This is a genomic window from Curtobacterium sp. MCLR17_036 (genome assembly GCF_003234445.2).
Lineage (GTDB): Bacteria > Actinomycetota > Actinomycetes > Actinomycetales > Microbacteriaceae > Curtobacterium.
On the sequence record NZ_CP126269.1, the window covers coordinates 2,651,546 to 2,671,430 of the forward strand.

Here is a 19,885-nt window from a genome sequence, read left to right on the forward strand (position 1 = left end):
CAGGCGATCGTATGCCCGCACCGGAGCACCCCGGCCGCTCTCCGTTCTGCGTTGCAGAATGGTCGGGGTGTGGGCGTTGTCGGGGACACGGGGACCCGGCGAGGCTGGCACGACCAGCACCCGCTGGCACGCACCAGCACCAGCTGGCACGCACCAGCACCAGCACCAGCACCCGCACCAGCACGAGGAGGCCCGATGACGAAGCACGTGCTCGACGACGTCCTGCTGCCCGCGATGACGCTCCGCGAGTCGGCGCTCGCCGCGAACGCCGCCGTGATGCAGGCGTACGTGGACCGCCACGGCCTGCTCTTCGCCCCGCACATGAAGACGCACATGGCGCCGGCGCTCGCCCGACGGCAGATCGACCTCGGCGCGTGGGGCGTCACCGTCGCCTCCGTGCAGCAGGCGCTCGTCGCGTGGCGCCACGGCATCCACCGCCTGTTCATCGCGAACGAGGTCCTCGACCCCGCCGGCCTCGCCTGGATCGCCGGCCGGCGCGCCGAGGACCCGGAGGCCGACGTGCTCTTCCAGGTCGACTCCGCGGCCGGGGTCGCAGCGGCGGCCGAGCACGGCGCGCTCCCGGTGCTCGTCGAGATCGGGTTCCCCGGGGGCCGCACGGGCGTGCGCTCCCCCGAGGCCGGTGTCGCCCTGGCCCGCACCGCACGCGACGCGGGCCTCGACGTCCGCGGCGTCACCGGCTACGAGGGCGGCCTGCCCGGTCCCGACGAGGCCCGCGAGTACGTCCGCGGCGTGCTCGGCGCGACCGAGGCGGTCCGCTCGCTCGTCACGGCTCCCCGCACCCTGCTCGGCATGGGCGGCAGCGCCTGGTTCGACGCCGTCGTCGACGCGGTCACCGATCGCCCCGACGACGTCGACGTGCTGCTGCGGTCCGGCGCCTCGCTCACCCACGACGACGGCTTCTACGCCGAGCGCACGCCCTTCGGGCGGCACCCGGAGGAAGGCCGGCTCGAGTCCGCGATCCGGGTCTGGGGCCGGGTCACCTCGACCCCCGAGGCCGGCCTGGCCATCGTGGCCGTCGGCAAGCGGGACATCAGCTTCGACGAGGGACTGCCGGTCGTGCGCGAGCTCCGGCCGGGAGGCACGGCGCACGCCCGCCCCGTCGCCCCCGCCCCCGGGTCGGTCACCGTCGCCCGCCTCGACGACCAGCACTGCTACCTGCGGCTGACGGACGGGGCGCCGGCGATCACGCCGGGTGACGTGGTCGTCTTCGGCATCTCCCACCCCTGCACGGTGTTCGACAAGTGGCGACGGGTGCTCGTCCTCGCCGACGACGACACGGTGACGGACACCATCGAGACGGAGTTCCGGTGACGACGACGCCCGACGTCCCCGTGCGCAACGCCGCGCTGTCGCTCCGGCGCGGGCTGCGCCTGCTGGACTGCATCGCCGACCGCACCCGGAACGGCGAGGTCTCGGTCAGCCTCGGCGCCCTCGCCGACGAACTCGGCACCTCGAAGTCGACCGTGCTCCGCCTGACCGCGCCGATGGTCGAGACCGACCTGCTCCGACGCACCGCCGACACCGGGTTCACGCTCGGGCTCGGCGCGCTGCTGCTCGGCCAGAGCTACCTCGAGGGCATCGACCTCCGGGCCGCCGCCGCACCGTTCCTCCGGCGCACCGCGGAGCAGACGGGTCTGACCTGCCACCTGGTCGTCCCGGACGGCACCGACATCGTGTACGTCGACAAGGTCGAGACCCGCGGGACCGTGCGGATGGGGTCCCGCATCGGCAACCGCCTGCCGATGCGCAACACCGCCTCCGGCAAGGCGATCGTGGCATTCGGCGAGCTGGACCTGCTCGCCCGGGTGCTCGCCGAGCCCGCTCGGGCGATGACCGACCACACGATCACCGACGACGAGCGCTGGCGGCACGAGGTCGAGCGGACCCACGCGCGCGGCTACGGCGTCGACGACCGCGAGAACGAACCGGACATCCGGTGCGTCGCGGCGCCGGTCCTCGACCACGCCAACCAGGTGGTCGGCGCAATGAGCATCTCGGGGCTCGCGTCGCGCTTCCCCGCCGCCGCGGTCCGCGAGCTCGGGGCGGGCGTGGTCCGCACCGCCCACGAGATCTCCGTCGCCCTCGGTTCGTCCTCGGCGCAGCTCGCCCTGACGAGGTCCGCACGGTGACCGGCCGCGTCGTCACCGTCGGCGAGACCATGCTGCTGCTGAGCGGGCAGGCCGTCGGCGCCGTGCCCGACCTCGACGCGATGCGGATCGACACGGGCGGCGCCGAGAGCAACGTCGCGATCGGGCTCGTCCGCGCCGGCGTCCCGACGACCTGGGTCGGCCGCGTCGGCACCGACCCCGCGGGCGACCGCGTCGTCGCCGACGTGCGCGGCGCCGGGGTCGACGTCGTCGCCGTGCCGGACCCGGAGCACTCGACCGGGCTCATGATGAAGGAACGGCTCACCGACGGCCGGACGCGGGTGACGTACCACCGCCGTGGCTCGGCGGGCTCGGCACTCGTCCCGACGGACGTGCCCGCGAGCATCGTCGAGCAGGCTGCGCTCGTGCACCTGACCGGCATCACGGTGGCCCTGTCGGACACGGCGCGGGCGACCGTCGACGCGGTGCTCGACCGCGCCGCTGCCGCCGGCGTCCCGGTGTCGTTCGACGTCAACCACCGCTCGAAGCTCATCGACGAGGAACGGGCCCGTGCCAGCTACCGACACGTCGTCGCCCGGTCGGCCGTGGTGTTCGCCGGCGACGACGAGGCCCGGCTGGTCCTCGGTCGCGACGAGCGCCCGGACGACGAAGAAGCCCTCGCGCACGACCTCGCCGCACTCGCCGACGGCACGGCCGTCGTGAAGCTCGGCTCCCGCGGCGCGGTCGCCTCGGTCAACGGCGTCCTGCACCGGCGGGCCGCGACACCCGTCCGCGTCGTCGACCCCGTCGGCGCCGGCGACGCGTTCGTGGCCGGCTGGCTCGCCGCGGTGCTCACCGGCACGGACGCCACCACCGCGCTCGACCGTGCGGCCGACGCCGGTGCGCTCGCCTGCAGCGTGGCGAGCGACTGGGGCCGACCGGACCCCGACGCCCTGGTCACCGTCGAGGACGCCCCCGACACCGACCACACCGTGCACGACCGGGTGGACCGCTGATGGTCGCGCCCCCGAACCGAGAGGCCCCCGTGACCGAGACGTCGCCCGCCGCAGCACCGCCCCGCCACCGCCACGAGGCCGGCCCCGCGATCGCGATCCTCCGCGGCGGGACGGGCGAGCACCTGGAGGACGTCATCGGCGTGCTCGTCGAGTCCGGGGTCCGCGCGATCGAGATCACCACGAACACGCCGCGCTGGCGCGAGGGCATCGCCTGGGCCACCGAGCAGTACGGCCGGTCGGCGGCGATCGGGGTCGGGACCGTCCTCGAACCGAGACAGCTCGACGAGGCGGCAGCGGCCGGGGCGTCCTTCGCGGTCAGCCCGCACACCGACCCCGCGATCGGGCACCGGGCCCACGAGCGCGGTCTCGGCTGGTACCCCGGTGCCGCCACCCCGACCGAGATCGTCACGGCCTGGCAGCACGGCGCCCGCGCCGTGAAGGTCTTCCCGGCCGCGCAGCTCGGCGGGCCGGGGTTCCTCAAGCAGGTGCTCGCCCCGCTCGACTTCGTCGACGTCATCCCCACCGGCGGCATCGGGGTGGACGACGCCGCCGACTACCTGGCAGCGGGGGCCGTCGCGGTCGGCCTCGGCTCGCCGCTCGTCGGCGACGCCCTGCGCGACGGCGACCTCGACGCCCTCCGCGCCCGGGCCGGACGACTCGTCGCGGCGCTGCACCGATGACGGCGACGACGACACCGGTGCACCTGGCCGGCGGGTCCGTCATCGGCGACGACGGCGCGTTCCGTCGGGCGGACGTCCTCGTCGTCGACGGCGCGATCGCCGCCGTGGGTGCGCGGCTGGACGTCCCCGAGCACGCCGAGGTCGTCGACTGCACGGGCCGCGTGGTCATGCCGGGCTTCGTCGACGCCCACTCGCACGCGGGGTCGCTCGTGTTCGACGACGGGGTCCAGCTCGCGCTCCTCCGCCAGGGCGTGACGACGATCATCACCGGTCAGGACGGCGTCGGCCCGGCGCCGGGCGACGGGTCGTACGCCGCCCGGTACTTCGCGGCGATCGACGGGCCACACCCGACGTACCGCGGCGACGGCGTGGCCGGGCTGCTGGCCACCTACGACGGCACCACCGCGATCAACGTGGCGACGCTCGTCCCCGCGGGCACCGTCCGACACGAGGTGATGGGCGACCAGCAGGGGCCGGCCGACCGCAGCCAGCTCGACGCGATGCGTGCCCTCGTGCGACAGGGCACGGCCGACGGCGCCGTCGGTCTCGCCACCGGCCTCGACTACGTGCCCGGACTCTTCGCCGGCACCGACGAGATCGCCGAGCTCGCCGCCGAGGCGGCACCGGCCGGGGTCCCCTACGTCACCCACATGCGCGGCGGGTACGAGACGAACGCGGCAGCGGGCATCGACGAGATCGTCGCCATCGCCGGCACGGCGGGCGGCAGTGCTCACATCTCGCACCTGCACGCGCCGGTGGAGCTCGCGCTCGCCGAACTCGACCGCGCTGCCGACCGGGGCGTCGCGCTGTCCTTCGACGCCTACCCGTACTCGCGCGGCTGCACGATCCTGTCGATGCTGCTCCTGCCCGCCGAACTCGCCCGCCCCGGCACCGAGGACCTGGCCCGGGCGCTCGACACCACCGGGGGTCGCGAGCAGATCCGGGCCGCGGTGCTCGACCGGGTGCTCGGTCGAGCGGACCTCGGCACCGGGTGGGCGGACCAGATCACGCTCTCCCACGTGCCGGCCGCCGAGTTCCACGCGCTGCAGGGACGGACCCTCGCCGAGGCCGCCGACGCCACCGGGACCGACCCGGTCGACCTCGCGCTCGACGTCCTGGTCGACTCCGACCTGCAGGTCACCGTCGTCATGCGCGTGCCGCGTCCCCGCACCCCCGCGCAGCTCGCGGGACTCTTCCGCCACGACGGCCACACCGGCGGGTCGGACGGCATCTTCGTCGGCACGCACCCGCACCCGCGGGCGTACGGCACGTTCGCGCGCTACCTCGGCGAGTACGCCCGCGCCGGCCTGCTGTCCTGGGCCGCGGTGCAGCAGCACCTGTCCACCCGGTCGGCGGAGCGGTTCGGCCTCGGCCGCCGGGGCGTCGTCGCGCCGGGGTGGACGGCCGACCTCGTCGTCGTCGACCCCGAGCGCGTCGCCGCACGGTCGACCTACACCGAGCCGATGCGCGTGGCCGAGGGCATCGACGACGTCCTGGTGGCGGGCGTCCCGGTCCTGCGCGACGGAGCCCTGACGCACGCGACGCCCGGAGCCGGTCTCCGACGGACGACCGCCTGACGAACCGCGCCCCCGTGCGGTCGTCGCACCCCGACTCCTCGGGGCGCGATGACCGCACGGGGGCGCGCTCGTGCGGGCTCCGGCGGGTCGGCGGGTCGGCGCGTCGGCGGGCCGAGCGGACGTGCCGGGTGCGGGCCTACTCGGCCGCGGGCAGCACCGCGACGACGTCGATCTCGACCAGGATGTTCGCCAGGTGCGACTGCACGGTGGTCCGGACGGGGTAGGGCTGCGAGAAGTGCTTGGCGTACTCCTCGTTGAAGGCCGGGAAGTCGCGGTCGGAGTGCTCGAGGTGCACGGTCGCCTTGACGACGTCGTCGAGGGTGGCGCCGTGCTCCGCCAGCACCGCGGCCACGTTCGCGAGCACCTGCGCGGTCTGGCCGGCCACGTCGTCCGCGATCGCGCCGGTCGACGGGTCCTGCGGGCCGAAGCCGGCGGTGTAGATGAAGCCGTTGGCGACGATGCCCTGACTGTAGGGGCCGGCGGGCTTCGGGGCGTTGTCGGTCACGATGGCGGTCTTCGGCACGGTGGCTCCTCGTCAGTCGGTGGATGAGGACTCCAGGCTAGGCGGGGGGTCTGCTCGGGAGCCGACCACGGGACGGACGCGTTCCGGCATGCAGAACGCGGGGCGGGCCTCCCGTCCGGCGCCAGCACGCTCGCGCGTTCCGAGGGGACCACGCGGGTCGACCGGCTAGCCTGTCCCGGTGCCGACCCCGATGCCCGCCCACCGAGGAGCCCGCGCGTGAGCCGCGTGGACGGCGACGCTGTCGCCGTCGCGCCCGGACGCCGTCGGGTGCTCGACACCGTGGCGTCCTTACCGGCGTGGGCCGCGGTCCTGCTCGTGTGGACCGGCGGGCGTCTGCTCTCGACGCTCTGGTTGGCGCTCGCGTACCCGTTGGTGGGTCGCGCGCTGCCGGAGAACGCGATCTGGGGCAACGGTGACGGGTTCGGGGCGTTCCTGACGGCGTGGGACGGGCAGTACTACGAACAGATCTCGCTGCACGGCTACCCCACCGCGCTGCCGGTCGACGCCGCCGGGAACGTCGCGCAGAACGCCTGGGCGTTCCTGCCCGCCTTCCCGTTCACGATCCGGATGCTGACCGCCTCGACCGGGGTCCCCTTCACCATCGGTGCACCGATCGTCGCCCTGGTGGCCGGGCTGGTCGCCGCGTTCCTGCTGCACCGGTTGGTCCGCGACCGTGCGGGGCACGCCGCCGCCATGTGGGCCGTCTTCTTCTTCACCTGCGGGCCGCTGTCGTTCCTGCTGCAGGTGGGCTACGCGGAGAGCATGTTCCTCGCGCTGTCGTTCGGGGCGCTGCTCGCGCTCGAACGTCGCCGGTACGGGTTGCTCACGCTGCTCGGGGTCGTCGCGGCCTTCACGCGGCCCGGGGCTCTCGCCATCCCGCTCGTCCTCGGGGTCGTCGCGCTGATCCGCTGGGTCCGCGCGCGGCGGTCGGACGGACGGGTCCTCGACACCTTCCCGTTGCGCGAGCAGGTCCGGGTGGTCGCCGCGGGCCTGGCGATGGGTGCCGCCGGGCTGGCCTGGCCGGTCATCGCCTCGCACGTGACCGGGATGCCGAACGCCTACCTCGAGACCGAGATGTCGTGGTGGGTGAACTTCATCGGACGCGTGGACTTCGTGCCGATGACCCCGTGGTTCCTCATCGCGTCGCGGTGGCTCGGCGTCGGGGGCGTGCTCATCGTGCTGTTCCTGCTCGTCGGCTACCCGGTGTGGCTGCTCCGCCGGTCGACGCTGCGCCTCGGCCAGACGACCGTGCTCTACTCGGCGGCCTACGCGCTGTACGTGTTCGCGGTCTCGCTGCCGATGGCCTCCACGCCCCGCCTGCTCATGCCCCTGGCGCCGCTGTTCGGCTCGCCGGAGCTGGTCGCGCGGCCCTGGATGCGTCGCACCTTCGTCACCGCGGCACTGGCCGGGCAACCCGTGCTCGTCGCGGTGCTCTGGCTGCTCGGGCCCCCGTAGGCAGGGGTTGCTGTGCGGGCATGGGTGCGCCGGACCCGTGCGGATGCGGAACGACGAGATCGCTGTCGCACGACATCGATCTCGTCGTTCCGCGTCTGGCCGGCCGGTGTAGCGCTGGGTGGTCAGCGCTCGGAGGTCCTTGCTCGGGTCAGAGCTCGACGGTGCCGTGGTCGCCGGTGTCCGGCTGGCTCTGCTTGCCGATCGCGGCCTTGAACATCTGCACGAGGCTGCCGACCGGACCGGTGTCCTGCGTCCAGTACTCGACCGAGACACCCTCGACGGTGAGGAGTCGGATCGACGGGTCCTGCCGCCCCTCGGGGAACCAGGCCTCGGCGAACGGTGACCACAGCTCGTCGACGACCGAGTCGTCCTGCGTGACCGTGGCGGTGCCGGCGATCGAGAGGTAGCCGCCCTGCGACTCGATGGCGACGTTGACGTGCGGGTTGCGGGCGATGTCCTCGACCTTCTCGCTGCCGTCCTGCACCAGGAACCGCAGCGTCCCGTGGAAGGTCTTGTCCTGCACGGCGAGGGGGCGGGCGTGCAGGTGCCCGTCCTCGCTCACGGTGGTGAGCAGTGCGGTGTGGGCCCCGTGGACGATGTCCGAGATGGCGGCGCGCTGGTCGGTCTGCGTGTCGGTCATGATGCTCCTTTGCGTCGTGCGCCCCGCCGTGCCCGAGGGCTGACGGAGCCGAACCGTTGCGTCCAGTGTGCCCCTCAGCGGGCGGGTGTGTCTGGGGGCGGGCGCGGGGGCGCGGGGTGGGGGGGCGCGCGGCGGGGGCGCTTTCGCGCGTGGGAAGTCGGATCGCGCGTAGGAGGCCCGAACGAACGACCCCCTACGCGCGAAACCGCCTCCCACACCACACGCGATGGGACAGAACGACGACGGGCACGACCTCGTGGCGGAGCGACCGCCCGGACACCACGGTCAGCCGGGCCCGGTCGGCGCGGGCGCTGAGCAGTTCTGCGCACGGGAAGACGAACCGCGCGTGGGAAGCCGGAACGAACGACCCCCTACGCGCGAAACCGCTTCCCACACCACACGCGATGGGACAGAACGGCCACGGGCACGACCTCGTGGCGGAGCGACCGCCCGGACACCACGGTCAGCCGGGCCCGGCCGGCGCCGGCGGTGGGCAGTCCCGCGCACGGGAAGGCGAACCGCGGGTGGGAAGCCCGAACGAACGACCCCCTTCGCGCGGAACCGCTTCCGACACCACACGCGATGGGACAGAACGCACCCCACTCGACAGGTCACAGAGTCCGCGGCCGCCCGCGGGGTCAGGCCGGCTCGCGGATCGTGGTCTCGACGTCGACCACCTGCGGGATCCTCGGCATCGAGGCGAAGCCGAACGCGACGGGCGGGTCGAGCGGGGCGAGCGACCCGAGCGACTCCCCCGCCCAGGTGCCGCGGACGCCGGTGACGTCGTGCGCCCCGGTCACGCCGTAGTACTCGCGGCGGCCGTTGCCCGCCGAGCCGGCCGTGCCGGATCCGGGGGCGACGAGTCGGGCAACGGGGTCGATCGCGGCGAGCCACCGGGGGTCGCGGGCGATCGGCTTCGGGACGATGCGGAGCAGCCTGCCGAGCGGGGAGATCGCTCCGACGTCGATCGACGCCTCGAGGGCACCGGCCGACAGTTCCAGCCCGCGGGCGGTCCGTCGAGCGCGGACGTCGACCACCGAGACGGTGTCGAAGCGGTAGGTGCCGGAGACGTAGGCGGCGACGATCTCGTCCGGGGCCAAGAGCACGCTGGTGCCGTCCGGCAGTTCGAGGAACACGTCGGTGAACGCGCCGAACGGCGACCGCTCCCACATCCCCACGACGATGCGCGCGCCGGACGTCGTGCCGACGCCCATGATGCGTCCTCGGAACCGGCGTTCTGGTGCGGTGGGGCGTGACGACATGCCCTGGACCGTACCCGCGGCACCCGTGAGCGGCGTTGCGGACGCAGCCCGGGCCTCCCGGCCGTCCCGGACGAGAAGCGACCGCGAACGCGGCCACACACGCGGCAGCGAACGCGGCCACACACGCGGCAGCGAGCGCGGCCACACACGCGGCAGCGAACGCGGACGCAGCAGCGGACGCGGACGCGAACGCGGCCACACACGCGGCAGCGGACGCGGACGCAACCGCGTCCGCGACCCGGGCGTCAGTCCTCAGGCGACCGGGACGGCCTCGGCGAGGAGCTCGCGCACCCGCGGGGCGACCCGCGTGCCGTAGAGCTCGATGGAGCGCATCATGTCGTCGTGCGGCAGGCGACCCGTCGCGTAGCGCATGTCGAACCGGGAGACCCCGAGGATGCGCATGTTGCGGGCGATCTTGCGCGCCACGGTCTCGGGCGAGCCGACGTACAGCGAGCCGCCGGCCGACAGGCCTGCGCGGTAGCCGGCGACGTCGAGGGGCGGCCAGCCGCGCTCCCGGCCGAGCTGGTCGGTGACGGCCTTGTGGTACGGCCAGTAGCGCTCCGCGGCTTCCTCGTCGGTCTCGGCGATGAAGCCCGGCGAGTGCATCGCGATGGGCTGCTGCGGCAGCTCGAGCTGGGCGAGCGCCTGGCGGTAGAGCCGCGAGAACGGGGCGAACTGGGCGGGCTGCCCGCCGATGATCGCGAGGAACAGGGGCATGCCGTACGAGGCCGCGCGGATGACGGACTGGGGCGAGCCACCGACGCCGATCCAGGTCGGGATCGGGCCGTGCTCGAGCTTCGGGAAGACGTCCTGCTCGACGAGCGGTGCGCGCTTGGTGCCCGACCAGGTGACCTTGTCGCCGCCGCGCAGGGCGGCCCAGAGCTGGACCTTCTCCTCGAACAGGACCTCGTAGTCGGACAGCTCGTAGCCGAAGAGCGGGAACGACTCGGTGAAGGACCCGCGGCCGAGGATGACCTCGGCGCGTCCGTCCGAGATCGCGTCGACGGTGGCGAAGCGCTCGTAGACGCGGACCGGGTCGTCCGAGGAGAGCACGGTGACGGCGCTGCCCATCCGGATGCGGGACGTCGAGGCGGCGATCGCGGCGAGGACGACCTCGGGCGCGCTGACGATGAAGTCCGCGCGGTGGTGCTCGCCGACGCCGATGAAGTCGATGCCGATCTGGTCGGCGAGCACCGCCTGCTCGACGACGTCGCGGATGCTCTGCGCGTCGGACTTGACCGAGCCGTCGGGCAGTTCGGTGACGTCACCGAAGGTGTCGAGGCCGAGCTGCACGGGGCCGACCCGGTCGGGTGCGGGCGGCGGGACGTCCGAGGGACGGTCGGTGCCGAATGCGTTGCTCATGCGAGCCTCCATTTCGATGCGTTTGCATAAAACTACCACGGGGGCGGCACGAGCCGCCACGAGGGCGGCACAAGTCACCACGAGGACGGCACGAACCACCACGAGGACGGCACGAACCACCACGAGGACGGCACGAGCCGCCAGCTGCCCCGAGTACGGTCACGGGCATGCCGAGACTCCCCGACCAGACCGGACGCCGCATCGTCGTCACGGGCGCCAACAGCGGCACCGGCAAGGAGGCCGCACTGCGCCTCGCCGAGGCCGGCGCGAGCGTCGTGCTCGGCGTCCGCACCGTCGCGAAGGGCGAGACCGCCGCCGCCGAGATCCGTGCGGCGAACCCCGCCGCCGACGTCGAAGTGCGCGAGCTCGACCTGGCCGACCTGGCGAGCGTGCGGACCTTCGCTGAGCGCATCGTCGGCGAGGACCGCCCCGTCGACGTGCTCGTCAACAACGCGGGCGTGATGGCTCCCCCGAAGCGGTTCGAGACGGTCGACGGCTTCGAGCTGCAGTTCGGCACGAACTTCCTCGGCCCGTTCGCGCTGACGAACCTGCTGCTGCCCTCGCTCCTGAGTGCCGAGGCGCCCCGGGTCACGACGATGTCGAGCCTGGCCGCGATGGGTGGTCGCATCCGGTTCCGCGACCTGCAGTGGGAGCGCGGATACAACGGTTGGCGCGCCTACGGGCAGTCGAAGCTCGCCGACCTGCTCCTCGCGTTGCACCTGCACCGCCTGACGGTCGAGGCCGACGTCCCGCTCGTGAGCACCGCCGCGCACCCCGGCATCACCCGCACGAACCTCATGACGGCGGGTCGGTCGCTCGGACGCTCCGGTCCGGCACGCGCGAACCGGCCGATGCCCTTCGCGCAGGACGTCGAGCAGGGCACCGAGCCGCTGCTCTACGCCGCCGTCGGCCCGAACGCGGTGGGCGGCGCCTACTACGGCCCGTCGGGCGCGTTCGGCATGACCGGTCCGACCACGTCCGCGTCGATCCCGGGCTCGGCGCGCAGCGCTGACCTGGCGCGCTCGCTCTGGGCGGTCGCCGAGGACCTCACCGGGACACGTCCGCCGCTCTGACCCGGGTGGGTGGCGGCGGTCGGCCGGGAGGCCCGCGCCCCGCCCGCCCCGCCTGTCGCCTCAGGCGCGGTGCAGCTCCACCGCCGTGTCCAGCCGACCGGGTTCGGCCAGTCGTGCGTGTTGCAGGACGGTCCGGTCCGGACCGATCGCCGCGGCGACGACCGAGAGCGTCGTCATGTGCCCCTCGGCCTCGTGCACGTCGCGCAGGATCGCGTCCGGGTGGTCGACCGGCAGCGCGGCCGAGTCAGCGAGCACCCCGAACCAGCCGCCCCACCCGTCGCCGGGGTCGGTGTCGGTGTCGCTGTCGGCGCCGTCGCGTCCGAGCGCGCGGAGCTCGTCGGCGGGCCCGACCTCGGGTGGCCCCGTCGGGGCGTCGACGGCCCGGAAGGCCTCGAGCCAGCGGCCGATGCGCGGCGCCCCGGGGTCGTCGGCCTCGCCGTGGGTGACCATGTGCACGCCGGGACCGAGGTCGGTGGTGCGGACCTCGGTGCCGTCCCAGGTCAGGACCGTCGCGCCCTCGGCCGTCGCCCGCACCAGGTTGAAGGCCCGAGTGGTCGGCAGCGTGCCGTCGTGCCCGGGGAGCAGGTCGTCCGCGACGGCGTCCACCGGCACCACGCCCCGGGTCGTCCAGGTCCCGTCGTCGCTCGCGACGGGTTCGGAGCGGTTGAGCACGACCGCGAGGCCGGCCCGGTCCGAGGCCGCGAGCCACGCGCCACCGGCGGAACGGTCGCGGACACCGCGGACGTCCGGGTCGCGGTCGGGCCACCACGCGGCGGGCGGGTCCCACGGGCGCTCCGGTGACTCGTCGCGCAGGGCGAGCACGGTGACGGGCCACGGGGACCCGGGCGCGACGCGGACGACGACGGTGCACATGGCGACGATCCTCGCACGCGCCGGTAGCGTGATCGACGTGAACGCAGCAGCAGAGCGCGCCCTGACCGTCATCGTGGGGATCACCGGGGGGATCGCCGCCTACAAGGCCGTCGGCGTCGTCCGCGACCTCGTGCAGCGCGGCCACGAGGTGCACGTCGTGCCGACCGAGGGCGCCCTCCGCTTCGTCGGGCTGCCGACGCTCGAGGCCCTGAGCCGGAACCCCGTCACCACGAGCGTCTGGGACGACGTCGCCGAGGTGCGCCACGTGGCCCTCGGCCGTCGCGCGGACCTCGTCGTGGTGGCCCCCGCCACGGCCGACTCCCTGGCACGGATGGCCGCCGGCCTGGCGAACGACCTGCTCGGCACGACCCTGCTCGCCACCGACGCCCCGGTCGTCGTCGCACCCGCGATGCACCCGCAGATGTGGGAGCACCCGGCGACCCGTGCGAACGTCGCCACGCTCCGCGCGCGCGGCGTCCACCTCGTCGGCCCCGTGGTGGGTGCGCTGACCGGCGACGACGCCGGCATCGGGCGGATGGCGGAGCCCGCGGACATCGTCACCGCCGCGCTCGCGGTGCTGGACGACCCGACCACGCCGGGCCGGCGCACCGGTGACGACCGGCCCGCGACGTCCGGCGGCGCCCGGGGCGAACAGGGCGACCTGGACGGCGTCCGCGTCGTCGTCAGTGCCGGCGGGACGCGCGAGCCCTTCGACCCGGTCCGCTTCGTCGGCAACCGCTCGAGCGGACGGCAGGGCCTGGCGATCGCGGCGGCGGCCGCGGCCCGCGGCGCAGAGGTCACGCTCGTGTCGGCGAACATCGAGGCAGGGCTCCTGCAGGGGCTCGACGCGACCGTCGTGCCGGTCGGGTCCGCGCTCGAACTCGCCGACGCCGTGCACACCGCCGCCGCCGAGGCCGACGTCGTGGTGATGACCGCGGCGGTGGCCGACTACCGACCGGCCGAGGTGCTCGAGGAGAAGCTCAAGAAGGACGCCCAGGGCGAGCGGATGTCGCTCGAGCTCGTGCGGAACCCCGACGTCCTCGCCGACCTCGTCGCCGCGCGGCGCGCCGGGCAGGTCGTCGTCGGGTTCGCCGCCGAGACCGAACCGGACCGTGCCGCCCGCATCGAGCTCGGTCGCGCCAAGATCGCCCGCAAGCCCGCCGACCTGCTCGTGGTGAACCACGTCGGCTGGTCGGCCGGCTTCGAACGCGAGGAGAACGCGATCGAGGTGCTCGTGCCCGGCGGCGAGGTGGTCCGCGAGACCTCGGGCACGAAGGCCGAGGTGGCGACGGCCGTCCTGGACCTCGTCGCGACCGCGCTCGTCTGACCTCCGGGCGCTCCGAGGCGCGACGGGCACGATGGGGGCATGCGACGACGCGATCGGATCCGACGTGCCACCCGGACCGCCACCGTGCTCGCGGTGCTGCTCGGCGGCGCCGGGGCGACCCACTTCCTGCGACCGCGCGGTTACGACCGGATCGTGCCGGACGCGCTCCCGCCGCGCCTGACGACCGTGGCGTCCGGCGTCGCCGAGCTCGGCATCGCGGCCGGGCTCGCGTTCCCGGCCACCCGCCGGGCGTCGGGCTGGGCGGCCGCGGCACTGTTCGCCGCGGTGTTCCCCGCGAACGTCAAGATGGCGGCCGACCTGCTCGACCACCCGCGGTCGAGCCGGGCGATGCGGATCGTCTCGGTGCTCCGTCTCCCCCTGCAGGCACCCCTCGTGCTCTGGGCCGTGCGCGTCGGCCGACACGCGCCGAAGCGGTGACCGACCGGGCGCGGGAGCGCGCCGCCGGGCCGCTGCTGCACCGCCCGGTCACCGTGCACGCCTGGCAGGACATCGTCTTCGCGCACTGGCGCAGCGACCCCGGGGCGCTCGCACGGCTCGTCCCCCGTGGCACACGGCCCGACGTCGTGGACGGCAGCGCCTGGGTGGGGCTCTCGGCCTACGTCTTCGACGAGACCCGCGTGCCGCCGTTCCCGTCGGCGGGCCGGCTCGGCCGGATGACCGAGGTGACGCTCGAGGTGCTGACGGTCGACGACCAGGGGCGGCACGGCGTGACGTACCGGACCGTCGACACGGCGAACGTCCCGGCGATCGTCGCCGCACACGCGCTCCTCGGCGTGCCGTACACCTTCGCGCACGCCGGGTCGCGACGGCGCGGGGACACCGTCGCACACCGCTCGGTCCGGCACAGCGGTCGCGTCCGGCACCCGTTCCGGTGGGCTCACTCGCTGCACCGGGACCGGGCGCCCGACGCTCCCCGACCCCGAGGGGCCGCCTCGGTCCGGGTGCACGCGGGCGACGTCGTCGACACGCCCCTCGCCGCCGAGCTCACCACCCGCGCCGGCATCCACGCCCGGTACCTGGCGCAGACCCTCTTCTGGCAACGACAGCACGCGCCGCTCACCGTCCGGTCCGCACGACTCGACCAGCTCGAGGGCGACCTGCCCGCGGCGGTCGGCCTGTCCGGGCTGTTCGACCGCGAACCGGACTCGCTGCTCGTGGTCGACGGCACGACCGTCCGGTACAGCTGGGGCGGGGTGATCCGGTGACCGGGCGACATGCGGACGACGACCCGTTCGACCTCGACCGCTTCGTCCGTGCGCAGGAGGGCGTGCACGGGTCGGCGGTCGACGAGCTGCGGCGCGGACGGAAGACCTCGCACTGGATGTGGTTCGTGTTCCCGCAGCTCGCGGGGCTCGGGCGGAGCGCCACCGCCCTGCGGTACGGGATCTCCGGGCCCGACGAGGCGCGGGCGTACCTCGCCCACCCCGTGCTCGGCGTCCGCCTGCGCGAGGCCGCCGGGGTCGCGGCCGCGGCACCCGCGCCGACCGTGGAAGTGCTGCTCGGTGCGACCGACGCACTGAAGCTCCGGTCGTCGGCCACGCTGTTCGCCCGGGTCGCCGACGAGCCGTCGCCGTTCCGAGCGGTGCTCGACCGCTGGTACGACGGCGCCGAGGACCCGGCCACCCTCCGGCTGCTCGGGGACCGCTGACACCGCGCCCCGTGGCACCGGAGCGCCGAGCGCAACACCGGTCGTATATCAGGTACGGTGATGCCGGACGGCGCAGTGCTGCGCTGCCCGATCCCGAACCGACGCCCCCGGCGCCACGACCACGAAGGAACCCGCATGCCGGTCCCCAGCAGCGCCCCGACCGAACACCAGCTGCTCCGCGACACCGTCCGCCACAAGATCCACGACGCGATCATGGACGGCACGCTGGTCCCCGGCGAGCGGCTCAACGACGACGAGCTCATCGCCTGGCTCGGCGTCTCCCGCACCCCGATCCGCGAGGCCCTGAGCCAGCTCGCCCGCGCCGGCCTGATCGAGATGGCGCCGAACCGCTACACGCGCGTCACGACGCCGAAGCCCGACGAGGTCGTCGAGGCCATCCAGACCCTCGGCGTGCTGTTCGGCGGCGTCGTCCGCCTGGCCGTGCCGCGGCTGGGCGCCGGCGCGCGGAAGAAGATCCTCGCGCAGCTCGACAAGACCATCGCCGAGTTCCGGGCGCACGACGTCGGCGCCGTCAACCACGACGCCCTCGACGTGTTCGCGCTGTACGTCGCCGAGTGCGGCAACGCCAACCTGCAGCGCGTCTGCCGCGACACCATGGACGGGCTGGCCTTCCGCCTGCGGCTGCCGAACCTCGACGAGCTCGTCGACTGGGACCGCATGACCGAGGACTTCGTGCGCCTGCGGGCCGCCACCGAGTCCGGCGACAACGTCGCCGCCGAGCTGGCCACCGAGGCGATCCACCTGCTCCCCGGCGAGAAGCGCTGAGCCCGCCTGTACTGCCGCACAGGAACCGCCCGTCCTGCCGTCGCAGGACGGGCGTCGGGCGCACCACGGGCCTCCCGGTCGGCACGTCCGGACCCTCGCGGAGCCGCTCACAGAGTCCGGGTCCCGCCAGCCGGTAGCATCGGCCGGACCACCCGATCGCCCACCCGGAGCGCCACATGAGTCCCCGATCGACGGACCGAACCGCAGTCGCCGCACGTCTGGCCCAGGCGGTCGGCAAGATCAACCGGCGAGCCCGGTCCGACTCGGCCTCGCTCGGGTACGGACTCGTGTCCGCCCTGGCGACCATCCAGAGCGACGGACCCCTGCGCCCCGGCGACCTGTCGCGGATCGAGGTGGTCACGAAGCCGACGATGACGCGCATCCTGACCGAGCTCGAGCAGCGCGGGTTCATCGAGCGCGAGGCCGACCCGACGGACGGCCGGGCCTTCATGGTGAGCGCGACCCCCGAGGGCATCGCGGCGGTCGAACGCGCACGCTCCGACCGCACCGGCATCGTCGCCGAGCTCATCGCCGAGCTCGACGAATCGGACGTCTCGGCCATCGCCGGAGCGCTCGACGCCCTCGAGCGCGTTGCCCAGGGCGACGGCGTCCAGGAACCTCACACGTCCTGATCCCGGATCGGCCGTTACCGAACCGTTACCGAAGGGTGGACGGACGGTTCTGCCAGCGTCCCTGGACGCGCTGTCCAGCCCGACGCGTCATGGTGTCGGCTCCGCCCACCGGCGGCCTCCCCCACGGCCGCCCGGGCGGACGGACGGGCCCCACACCACCGTCCGGTCCTCCCCGGCTGGCGGACCTCCCCACGACGACCGTGCCGAGCGCGGCGTCGACGTGTGCCCCCGCAGGGTGCGCGAGGAGTCCGCCGACGAGCCGCCCGACCACCGGAACCGATGCCAGGACACACCCCCGAACCCACCCCGACCACCGCCTCGACCCGACGCGAGGCACTGGACACCCCCACCCGACGGGCTCGCCGGGCACTCCGCCGCCGCGCGACCATCGTCGCCGGTGGTGCCGCGGTCCTCGCGATCGCCGGCGGCGCCCTCACCGTGGGCACGCAGCCCGCGATCGGCGAGGCACTCGGCCTGCCGAGCGGCTCCGCCAGCGCCTCGGCGACGACGACGCCGCGGCCCGCCCTGAGCGGCACCGCCCTCGACCGCGCACAGGCCGCCGCGACGATCTCCACCGCGCAGACCGTCATGCGGACCGCGAACGACAAGACGGACACGAGCGCACTCGCCCGCCGCGTCGACGCCCTGAGCGACTACCGGCAGCTCTCCGGCGCCGCGCTGACGACCCGGATCTCGTCGACCGTCGCCTCCACCGCCCACGTCGAACAGGCGAGCGCGACGCAGGACCGACGGGACGTCGACGCGGAGGCCGCCGCGGCGGCGAAGGCCACTGCCCGTGCGCGTGCCGCCGCCGAGGCCGAGGAGCGGGTACGCGCGCTCGCCGCCGGCAACACGGTCGCGGGTGCGAAGGCGACCGCGACCTCGCTCGCGTCGTCCGGGTACGGCTGGGGCGCGGACCAGTTCCAGTGCCTCGACAACCTGTGGACCAAGGAGTCCGGCTGGGACTACCGGGCCGTCAACCCGAACGGCGGCGCGACCGGCATCCCGCAGGCGCTCCCCGGCTCGAAGATGGCGACGATCGCTCCGGACTGGCAGACGAACGCGACCACCCAGATCACCTGGGGGCTGCGCTACATCAGCGAGGCGTACGGCACGCCGTGCGCCGCGTGGGCGCACTCGCAGGCGAGCAACTTCTACTGAGCCGACCCCTGGGGTGCGCGGTGACCGCGCGCCGGACGGACGCCGCGGCGCATCGCGCACCACGGGCCTCCCGGCCGTCCGTCCGCCGGGGTCACCCCACCCGCGCGACGCGCACGTCGACGCGGGACAGCGGCAGCCCGTGCTCGGCGGCCGCGTCGAGGACGACGTCGTGGACGTCGCACGCGACGTCGGGCGCCGGCCGGACGCCGTCGGTCCCGATGACGACCCGGAGGACGTCGCCGTCGACGACGACCCGGGCGGACGTCCCGCCCGTCGTCAGACCGCGGACGGCCTGGACGGCGCTCGTGACGGTGGGTCGGGCGCGGTAGAGCTCGGCCACGCCGGGGACACCGGTGACCACGTGTTCGAGGGCGGCGAGGACGTCGTCGGTGGTGCTCATCGGGTCCCCTCCGTGTCGGTGGCGTCGGTGGTGCCGGTCGCCCCGGGCGTCTCCGGCTCGGTGGCGGCGGGCGTCTCCGGCAGCAGGTCGCGGACCACGACGTCGACGCCCTCGACGACCAGGTCGGTCTGCTCGGACACGGCCCGGGCGACCGCACCGCGGACGAGGTCAGCGGTCGACGGGATCGCAGCGCCGGGCACGACCGCGAGTTCGACGACCACCCGCACCGGCGACCCGAGCACCGTCACGTCGCCGTCCAGGCGGCACCGGGCGATGAGCACCCCGGGGACGCCGTCGCCGGTGCGCCGGATGAGCGACCGGATCGCGCCCTCGGTCATCACCGGCTGCTCGGACGCCGACCGGGGGCGGAGCGGCACGTCGCGGCCGGACCGGCTCTCGATCGAGATGTTCGCGAGCACGTTGCCGATCCACGACTCGTCGGCCGGGGCCTCGACGAGGGCAGCGGCCTCGAGCGAACCGTGCGACGCCTGCCGCACCCGCAGGATCGCCGCGAGGGCGTTCTGACAGGCCGCGGAGTCGTCGATGCTCGGGTCGGCCGGGCGCATGCCGGCGTCCAGGTAGTCGGCGAGCTCGTCGATCGTGTGACCGTCGAGGTCGTCGGGCTCGAGCGCGTCGAGCGGGGTTCCGTCGGGGGCGGTCATCGCCAGGCCTCCATGAGTCGGATCATGTTCTTCCTCGCTCGGGACAGGAGCCCGCGGACCGTCGAGGGCGGCAGGTCGAGTTCGGCGGCGATCTCCTCGTACCGGTACTCGAGCACCTCCTTCATGATCCAGCACCGTCGTTGTGCGTCGGGGAGCTCGGCGAGCGCGCGCTCCACCGCTTCTTCTCGGGACCGGGCCTCGGCGACGCGTTCCGGGGCGTCGTCGGAGGGTGCTGCCACCTCGAGTTCGGTGACGTCGTCGTGGTCGCGTCGGGCACGGATGCGGTCGAGGCACTTCCGGCTCAGGATCCGCATGAGCCACGACTTCACGCGGGCCTGCTCGACGAGCCCGTCCAGGCGGTCCCACGCGGTGATGAAGGTCTCCTGCACGACGTCGTCGAGCTCGTCCGTCGAGCCGAGGGTGCGACGGGCGTAGGCGCGGAGCAGCGGGGTGTAGCGACGGATGAGGACCTCGAAGGCCCGGACGTCGCCGTCGGACGAACGGCCGGCGAGGACCGCGTCGTCGAGCTCGTCGAGGGGCTGGTGGTGCACGACTTCCTTCTACTGGTGGTGGGTGGGGTTCAGCTGGGCACGGCCGTGCGACGTCGTCCGGACGGTGTCGGGTTCGAGCACGGTGACTCCTGTGTCGGACCAGCGGGTCTGGATCCTCACCGGTGGGA

The 19,885-nt window shown here is 74.3% G+C and carries 22 protein-coding genes; 14 read left to right on the plus strand and 8 right to left on the minus strand.

Annotated features, from left to right (window positions below; all coding sequences use genetic code 11):
- Nucleotides 1–195: 195 nt before the first annotated feature.
- From DEI99_RS12400 to DEI99_RS12420, 5 genes are read left to right on the plus strand one after another with little or no spacing between them, the layout of a single operon-like run.
- Nucleotides 196–1,332, plus strand: coding sequence for an alanine racemase (locus tag DEI99_RS12400; protein WP_284180807.1), 1,137 nt, complete (start codon nt 196–198; stop codon nt 1,330–1,332).
- Complete coding sequence (locus DEI99_RS12405) at nt 1,329–2,150, plus strand: IclR family transcriptional regulator (RefSeq protein WP_284180808.1); 822 nt, start codon at nt 1,329–1,331, stop codon at nt 2,148–2,150. The genes DEI99_RS12400 and DEI99_RS12405 overlap by 4 nt, the downstream gene beginning before the upstream one ends.
- Nucleotides 2,147–3,124, plus strand: a complete 978-nt coding sequence (locus DEI99_RS12410) for a sugar kinase (protein WP_284180809.1) — start codon at nt 2,147–2,149, stop codon at nt 3,122–3,124. The genes DEI99_RS12405 and DEI99_RS12410 overlap by 4 nt, the downstream gene beginning before the upstream one ends.
- Before the next feature lie 29 nt (nt 3,125–3,153).
- Nucleotides 3,154–3,804: a bifunctional 4-hydroxy-2-oxoglutarate aldolase/2-dehydro-3-deoxy-phosphogluconate aldolase gene (locus DEI99_RS12415; protein ID WP_284180810.1), complete on the plus strand. Its 651-nt coding sequence runs from the start codon at nt 3,154–3,156 to the stop codon at nt 3,802–3,804.
- Nucleotides 3,801–5,381 carry an N-acyl-D-amino-acid deacylase family protein gene (locus DEI99_RS12420; RefSeq protein WP_284180811.1) on the plus strand — a complete coding sequence of 527 codons (1,581 nt, stop codon included), beginning with the start codon at nt 3,801–3,803 and terminating at the stop codon, nt 5,379–5,381. Before DEI99_RS12415 ends, DEI99_RS12420 begins: the two co-directional genes overlap by 4 nt.
- Nucleotides 5,382–5,517: 136 nt before the next feature.
- Here DEI99_RS12420 and DEI99_RS12425 read toward each other — a convergent pair whose 3' ends face one another.
- A complete protein-coding gene (locus DEI99_RS12425) occupies nt 5,518–5,904 on the minus strand; it encodes a RidA family protein (protein WP_284180812.1) in 387 nt (128 codons plus the stop codon).
- Between the two features lie 216 nt (nt 5,905–6,120).
- Here DEI99_RS12425 and DEI99_RS12430 point away from each other — a divergent pair, with 216 nt between their 5' ends.
- Nucleotides 6,121–7,359 carry a putative hexosyltransferase gene (locus DEI99_RS12430; protein ID WP_284180813.1) on the plus strand — a complete coding sequence of 413 codons (1,239 nt, stop codon included), beginning with the start codon at nt 6,121–6,123 and terminating at the stop codon, nt 7,357–7,359.
- Nucleotides 7,360–7,507: 148 nt separating this feature from the next.
- Here DEI99_RS12430 and DEI99_RS12435 read toward each other — a convergent pair whose 3' ends face one another.
- The 3 genes from DEI99_RS12435 to DEI99_RS12445 all read right to left on the minus strand — a co-directional run bounded on the left by DEI99_RS12435 (nt 7,508) and on the right by DEI99_RS12445 (nt 10,623).
- Nucleotides 7,508–7,999 (minus strand): pyridoxamine 5'-phosphate oxidase family protein, encoded by a 492-nt coding sequence (locus DEI99_RS12435; RefSeq protein ID WP_071260992.1) that lies wholly within the window; start codon nt 7,997–7,999, stop codon nt 7,508–7,510.
- Nucleotides 8,000–8,637: 638 nt separating this feature from the next.
- Complete coding sequence (locus DEI99_RS12440; protein ID WP_111043189.1) at nt 8,638–9,261, minus strand: hypothetical protein; 624 nt, start codon at nt 9,259–9,261, stop codon at nt 8,638–8,640.
- Nucleotides 9,262–9,513: 252 nt separating this feature from the next.
- Nucleotides 9,514–10,623, minus strand: a complete 1,110-nt coding sequence (locus DEI99_RS12445; RefSeq protein WP_083404819.1) for an LLM class flavin-dependent oxidoreductase — start codon at nt 10,621–10,623, stop codon at nt 9,514–9,516.
- Nucleotides 10,624–10,790: 167 nt separating this feature from the next.
- On the opposite strand from DEI99_RS12445, the gene DEI99_RS12450 reads away from it, so the two are divergent.
- Nucleotides 10,791–11,696 (plus strand): SDR family oxidoreductase, encoded by a 906-nt coding sequence (locus DEI99_RS12450; RefSeq protein ID WP_111043190.1) that lies wholly within the window; start codon nt 10,791–10,793, stop codon nt 11,694–11,696.
- Between the two features lie 60 nt (nt 11,697–11,756).
- Here DEI99_RS12450 and DEI99_RS12455 read toward each other — a convergent pair whose 3' ends face one another.
- Nucleotides 11,757–12,569 (minus strand): NRDE family protein, encoded by an 813-nt coding sequence (locus DEI99_RS12455; protein WP_284180814.1) that lies wholly within the window; start codon nt 12,567–12,569, stop codon nt 11,757–11,759.
- 61 nt (nt 12,570–12,630) lie between these two features.
- On the opposite strand from DEI99_RS12455, the gene DEI99_RS12460 reads away from it, so the two are divergent.
- From DEI99_RS12460 to DEI99_RS12490, 7 genes are all read left to right on the plus strand, one after another.
- Complete coding sequence (locus DEI99_RS12460; protein WP_284180997.1) at nt 12,631–13,896, plus strand: bifunctional phosphopantothenoylcysteine decarboxylase/phosphopantothenate synthase; 1,266 nt, start codon at nt 12,631–12,633, stop codon at nt 13,894–13,896.
- Nucleotides 13,897–13,935: 39 nt separating this feature from the next.
- On the plus strand, nt 13,936–14,334 hold the full coding sequence (locus tag DEI99_RS12465) for a DoxX family protein (protein ID WP_284180815.1): 399 nt from the start codon (nt 13,936–13,938) through the stop codon (nt 14,332–14,334).
- The gene (locus DEI99_RS12470) at nt 14,331–15,122 is read left to right on the plus strand and encodes a YqjF family protein (protein ID WP_284180816.1); all 792 of its coding nucleotides are present in this window, start codon (nt 14,331–14,333) and stop codon (nt 15,120–15,122) included. Before DEI99_RS12465 ends, DEI99_RS12470 begins: the two co-directional genes overlap by 4 nt.
- On the plus strand, nt 15,119–15,565 hold the full coding sequence (locus DEI99_RS12475) for a DUF1810 domain-containing protein (RefSeq protein WP_284180817.1): 447 nt from the start codon (nt 15,119–15,121) through the stop codon (nt 15,563–15,565). The genes DEI99_RS12470 and DEI99_RS12475 overlap by 4 nt, the downstream gene beginning before the upstream one ends.
- A 135-nt stretch (nt 15,566–15,700) precedes the next feature.
- Nucleotides 15,701–16,351: a GntR family transcriptional regulator gene (locus tag DEI99_RS12480; RefSeq protein ID WP_284180818.1), complete on the plus strand. Its 651-nt coding sequence runs from the start codon at nt 15,701–15,703 to the stop codon at nt 16,349–16,351.
- Nucleotides 16,352–16,527: 176 nt separating this feature from the next.
- The gene (locus DEI99_RS12485; protein ID WP_284180819.1) at nt 16,528–16,983 is read left to right on the plus strand and encodes a MarR family winged helix-turn-helix transcriptional regulator; all 456 of its coding nucleotides are present in this window, start codon (nt 16,528–16,530) and stop codon (nt 16,981–16,983) included.
- A gap of 279 nt (nt 16,984–17,262) precedes the next feature.
- Nucleotides 17,263–18,144 (plus strand): aggregation-promoting factor C-terminal-like domain-containing protein, encoded by an 882-nt coding sequence (locus DEI99_RS12490; RefSeq protein ID WP_284180820.1) that lies wholly within the window; start codon nt 17,263–17,265, stop codon nt 18,142–18,144.
- A gap of 91 nt (nt 18,145–18,235) precedes the next feature.
- Here the strand turns inward: DEI99_RS12490 and DEI99_RS12495 are convergent, their stop codons facing one another.
- The 3 genes from DEI99_RS12495 to DEI99_RS12505 are packed head-to-tail and all read right to left on the minus strand — an operon-like array spanning nt 18,236 to nt 19,757.
- Nucleotides 18,236–18,544: a hypothetical protein gene (locus DEI99_RS12495; RefSeq protein ID WP_111043178.1), complete on the minus strand. Its 309-nt coding sequence runs from the start codon at nt 18,542–18,544 to the stop codon at nt 18,236–18,238.
- On the minus strand, nt 18,541–19,206 hold the full coding sequence (locus DEI99_RS12500) for a hypothetical protein (RefSeq protein ID WP_111043177.1): 666 nt from the start codon (nt 19,204–19,206) through the stop codon (nt 18,541–18,543). Before DEI99_RS12500 ends, DEI99_RS12495 begins: the two co-directional genes overlap by 4 nt.
- Complete coding sequence (locus DEI99_RS12505; protein WP_071260970.1) at nt 19,203–19,757, minus strand: RNA polymerase sigma factor; 555 nt, start codon at nt 19,755–19,757, stop codon at nt 19,203–19,205. Before DEI99_RS12505 ends, DEI99_RS12500 begins: the two co-directional genes overlap by 4 nt.
- Between the last annotated feature and the right edge of the window lie 128 nt (nt 19,758–19,885).

Bases quoted from the DNA above. Each gene is read 5' to 3' on its own strand.
- DEI99_RS12485 (WP_284180819.1), top strand. From the start codon at position 16,528: ATGAGTCCCCGATCGACGGACCGAACCGCAGTCGCCGCACGTCTGGCC.
- DEI99_RS12450 (WP_111043190.1), top strand. From the start codon at position 10,791: ATGCCGAGACTCCCCGACCAGACCGGACGCCGCATCGTCGTCACGGGC.
- DEI99_RS12445 (WP_083404819.1), bottom strand. From the start codon at position 10,623: ATGAGCAACGCATTCGGCACCGACCGTCCCTCGGACGTCCCGCCGCCC.
- DEI99_RS12465 (WP_284180815.1), top strand. From the start codon at position 13,936: ATGCGACGACGCGATCGGATCCGACGTGCCACCCGGACCGCCACCGTG.
- DEI99_RS12495 (WP_111043178.1), bottom strand. From the start codon at position 18,544: ATGAGCACCACCGACGACGTCCTCGCCGCCCTCGAACACGTGGTCACC.
- DEI99_RS12420 (WP_284180811.1), top strand. From the start codon at position 3,801: ATGACGGCGACGACGACACCGGTGCACCTGGCCGGCGGGTCCGTCATC.
- DEI99_RS12480 (WP_284180818.1), top strand. From the start codon at position 15,701: ATGCCGGTCCCCAGCAGCGCCCCGACCGAACACCAGCTGCTCCGCGAC.
- DEI99_RS12500 (WP_111043177.1), bottom strand. From the start codon at position 19,206: ATGACCGCCCCCGACGGAACCCCGCTCGACGCGCTCGAGCCCGACGAC.
- DEI99_RS12490 (WP_284180820.1), top strand. From the start codon at position 17,263: ATGCCAGGACACACCCCCGAACCCACCCCGACCACCGCCTCGACCCGA.
- DEI99_RS12400 (WP_284180807.1), top strand. From the start codon at position 196: ATGACGAAGCACGTGCTCGACGACGTCCTGCTGCCCGCGATGACGCTC.
- DEI99_RS12435 (WP_071260992.1), bottom strand. From the start codon at position 7,999: ATGACCGACACGCAGACCGACCAGCGCGCCGCCATCTCGGACATCGTC.
- DEI99_RS12455 (WP_284180814.1), bottom strand. From the start codon at position 12,569: ATGTGCACCGTCGTCGTCCGCGTCGCGCCCGGGTCCCCGTGGCCCGTC.
- DEI99_RS12440 (WP_111043189.1), bottom strand. From the start codon at position 9,261: ATGTCGTCACGCCCCACCGCACCAGAACGCCGGTTCCGAGGACGCATC.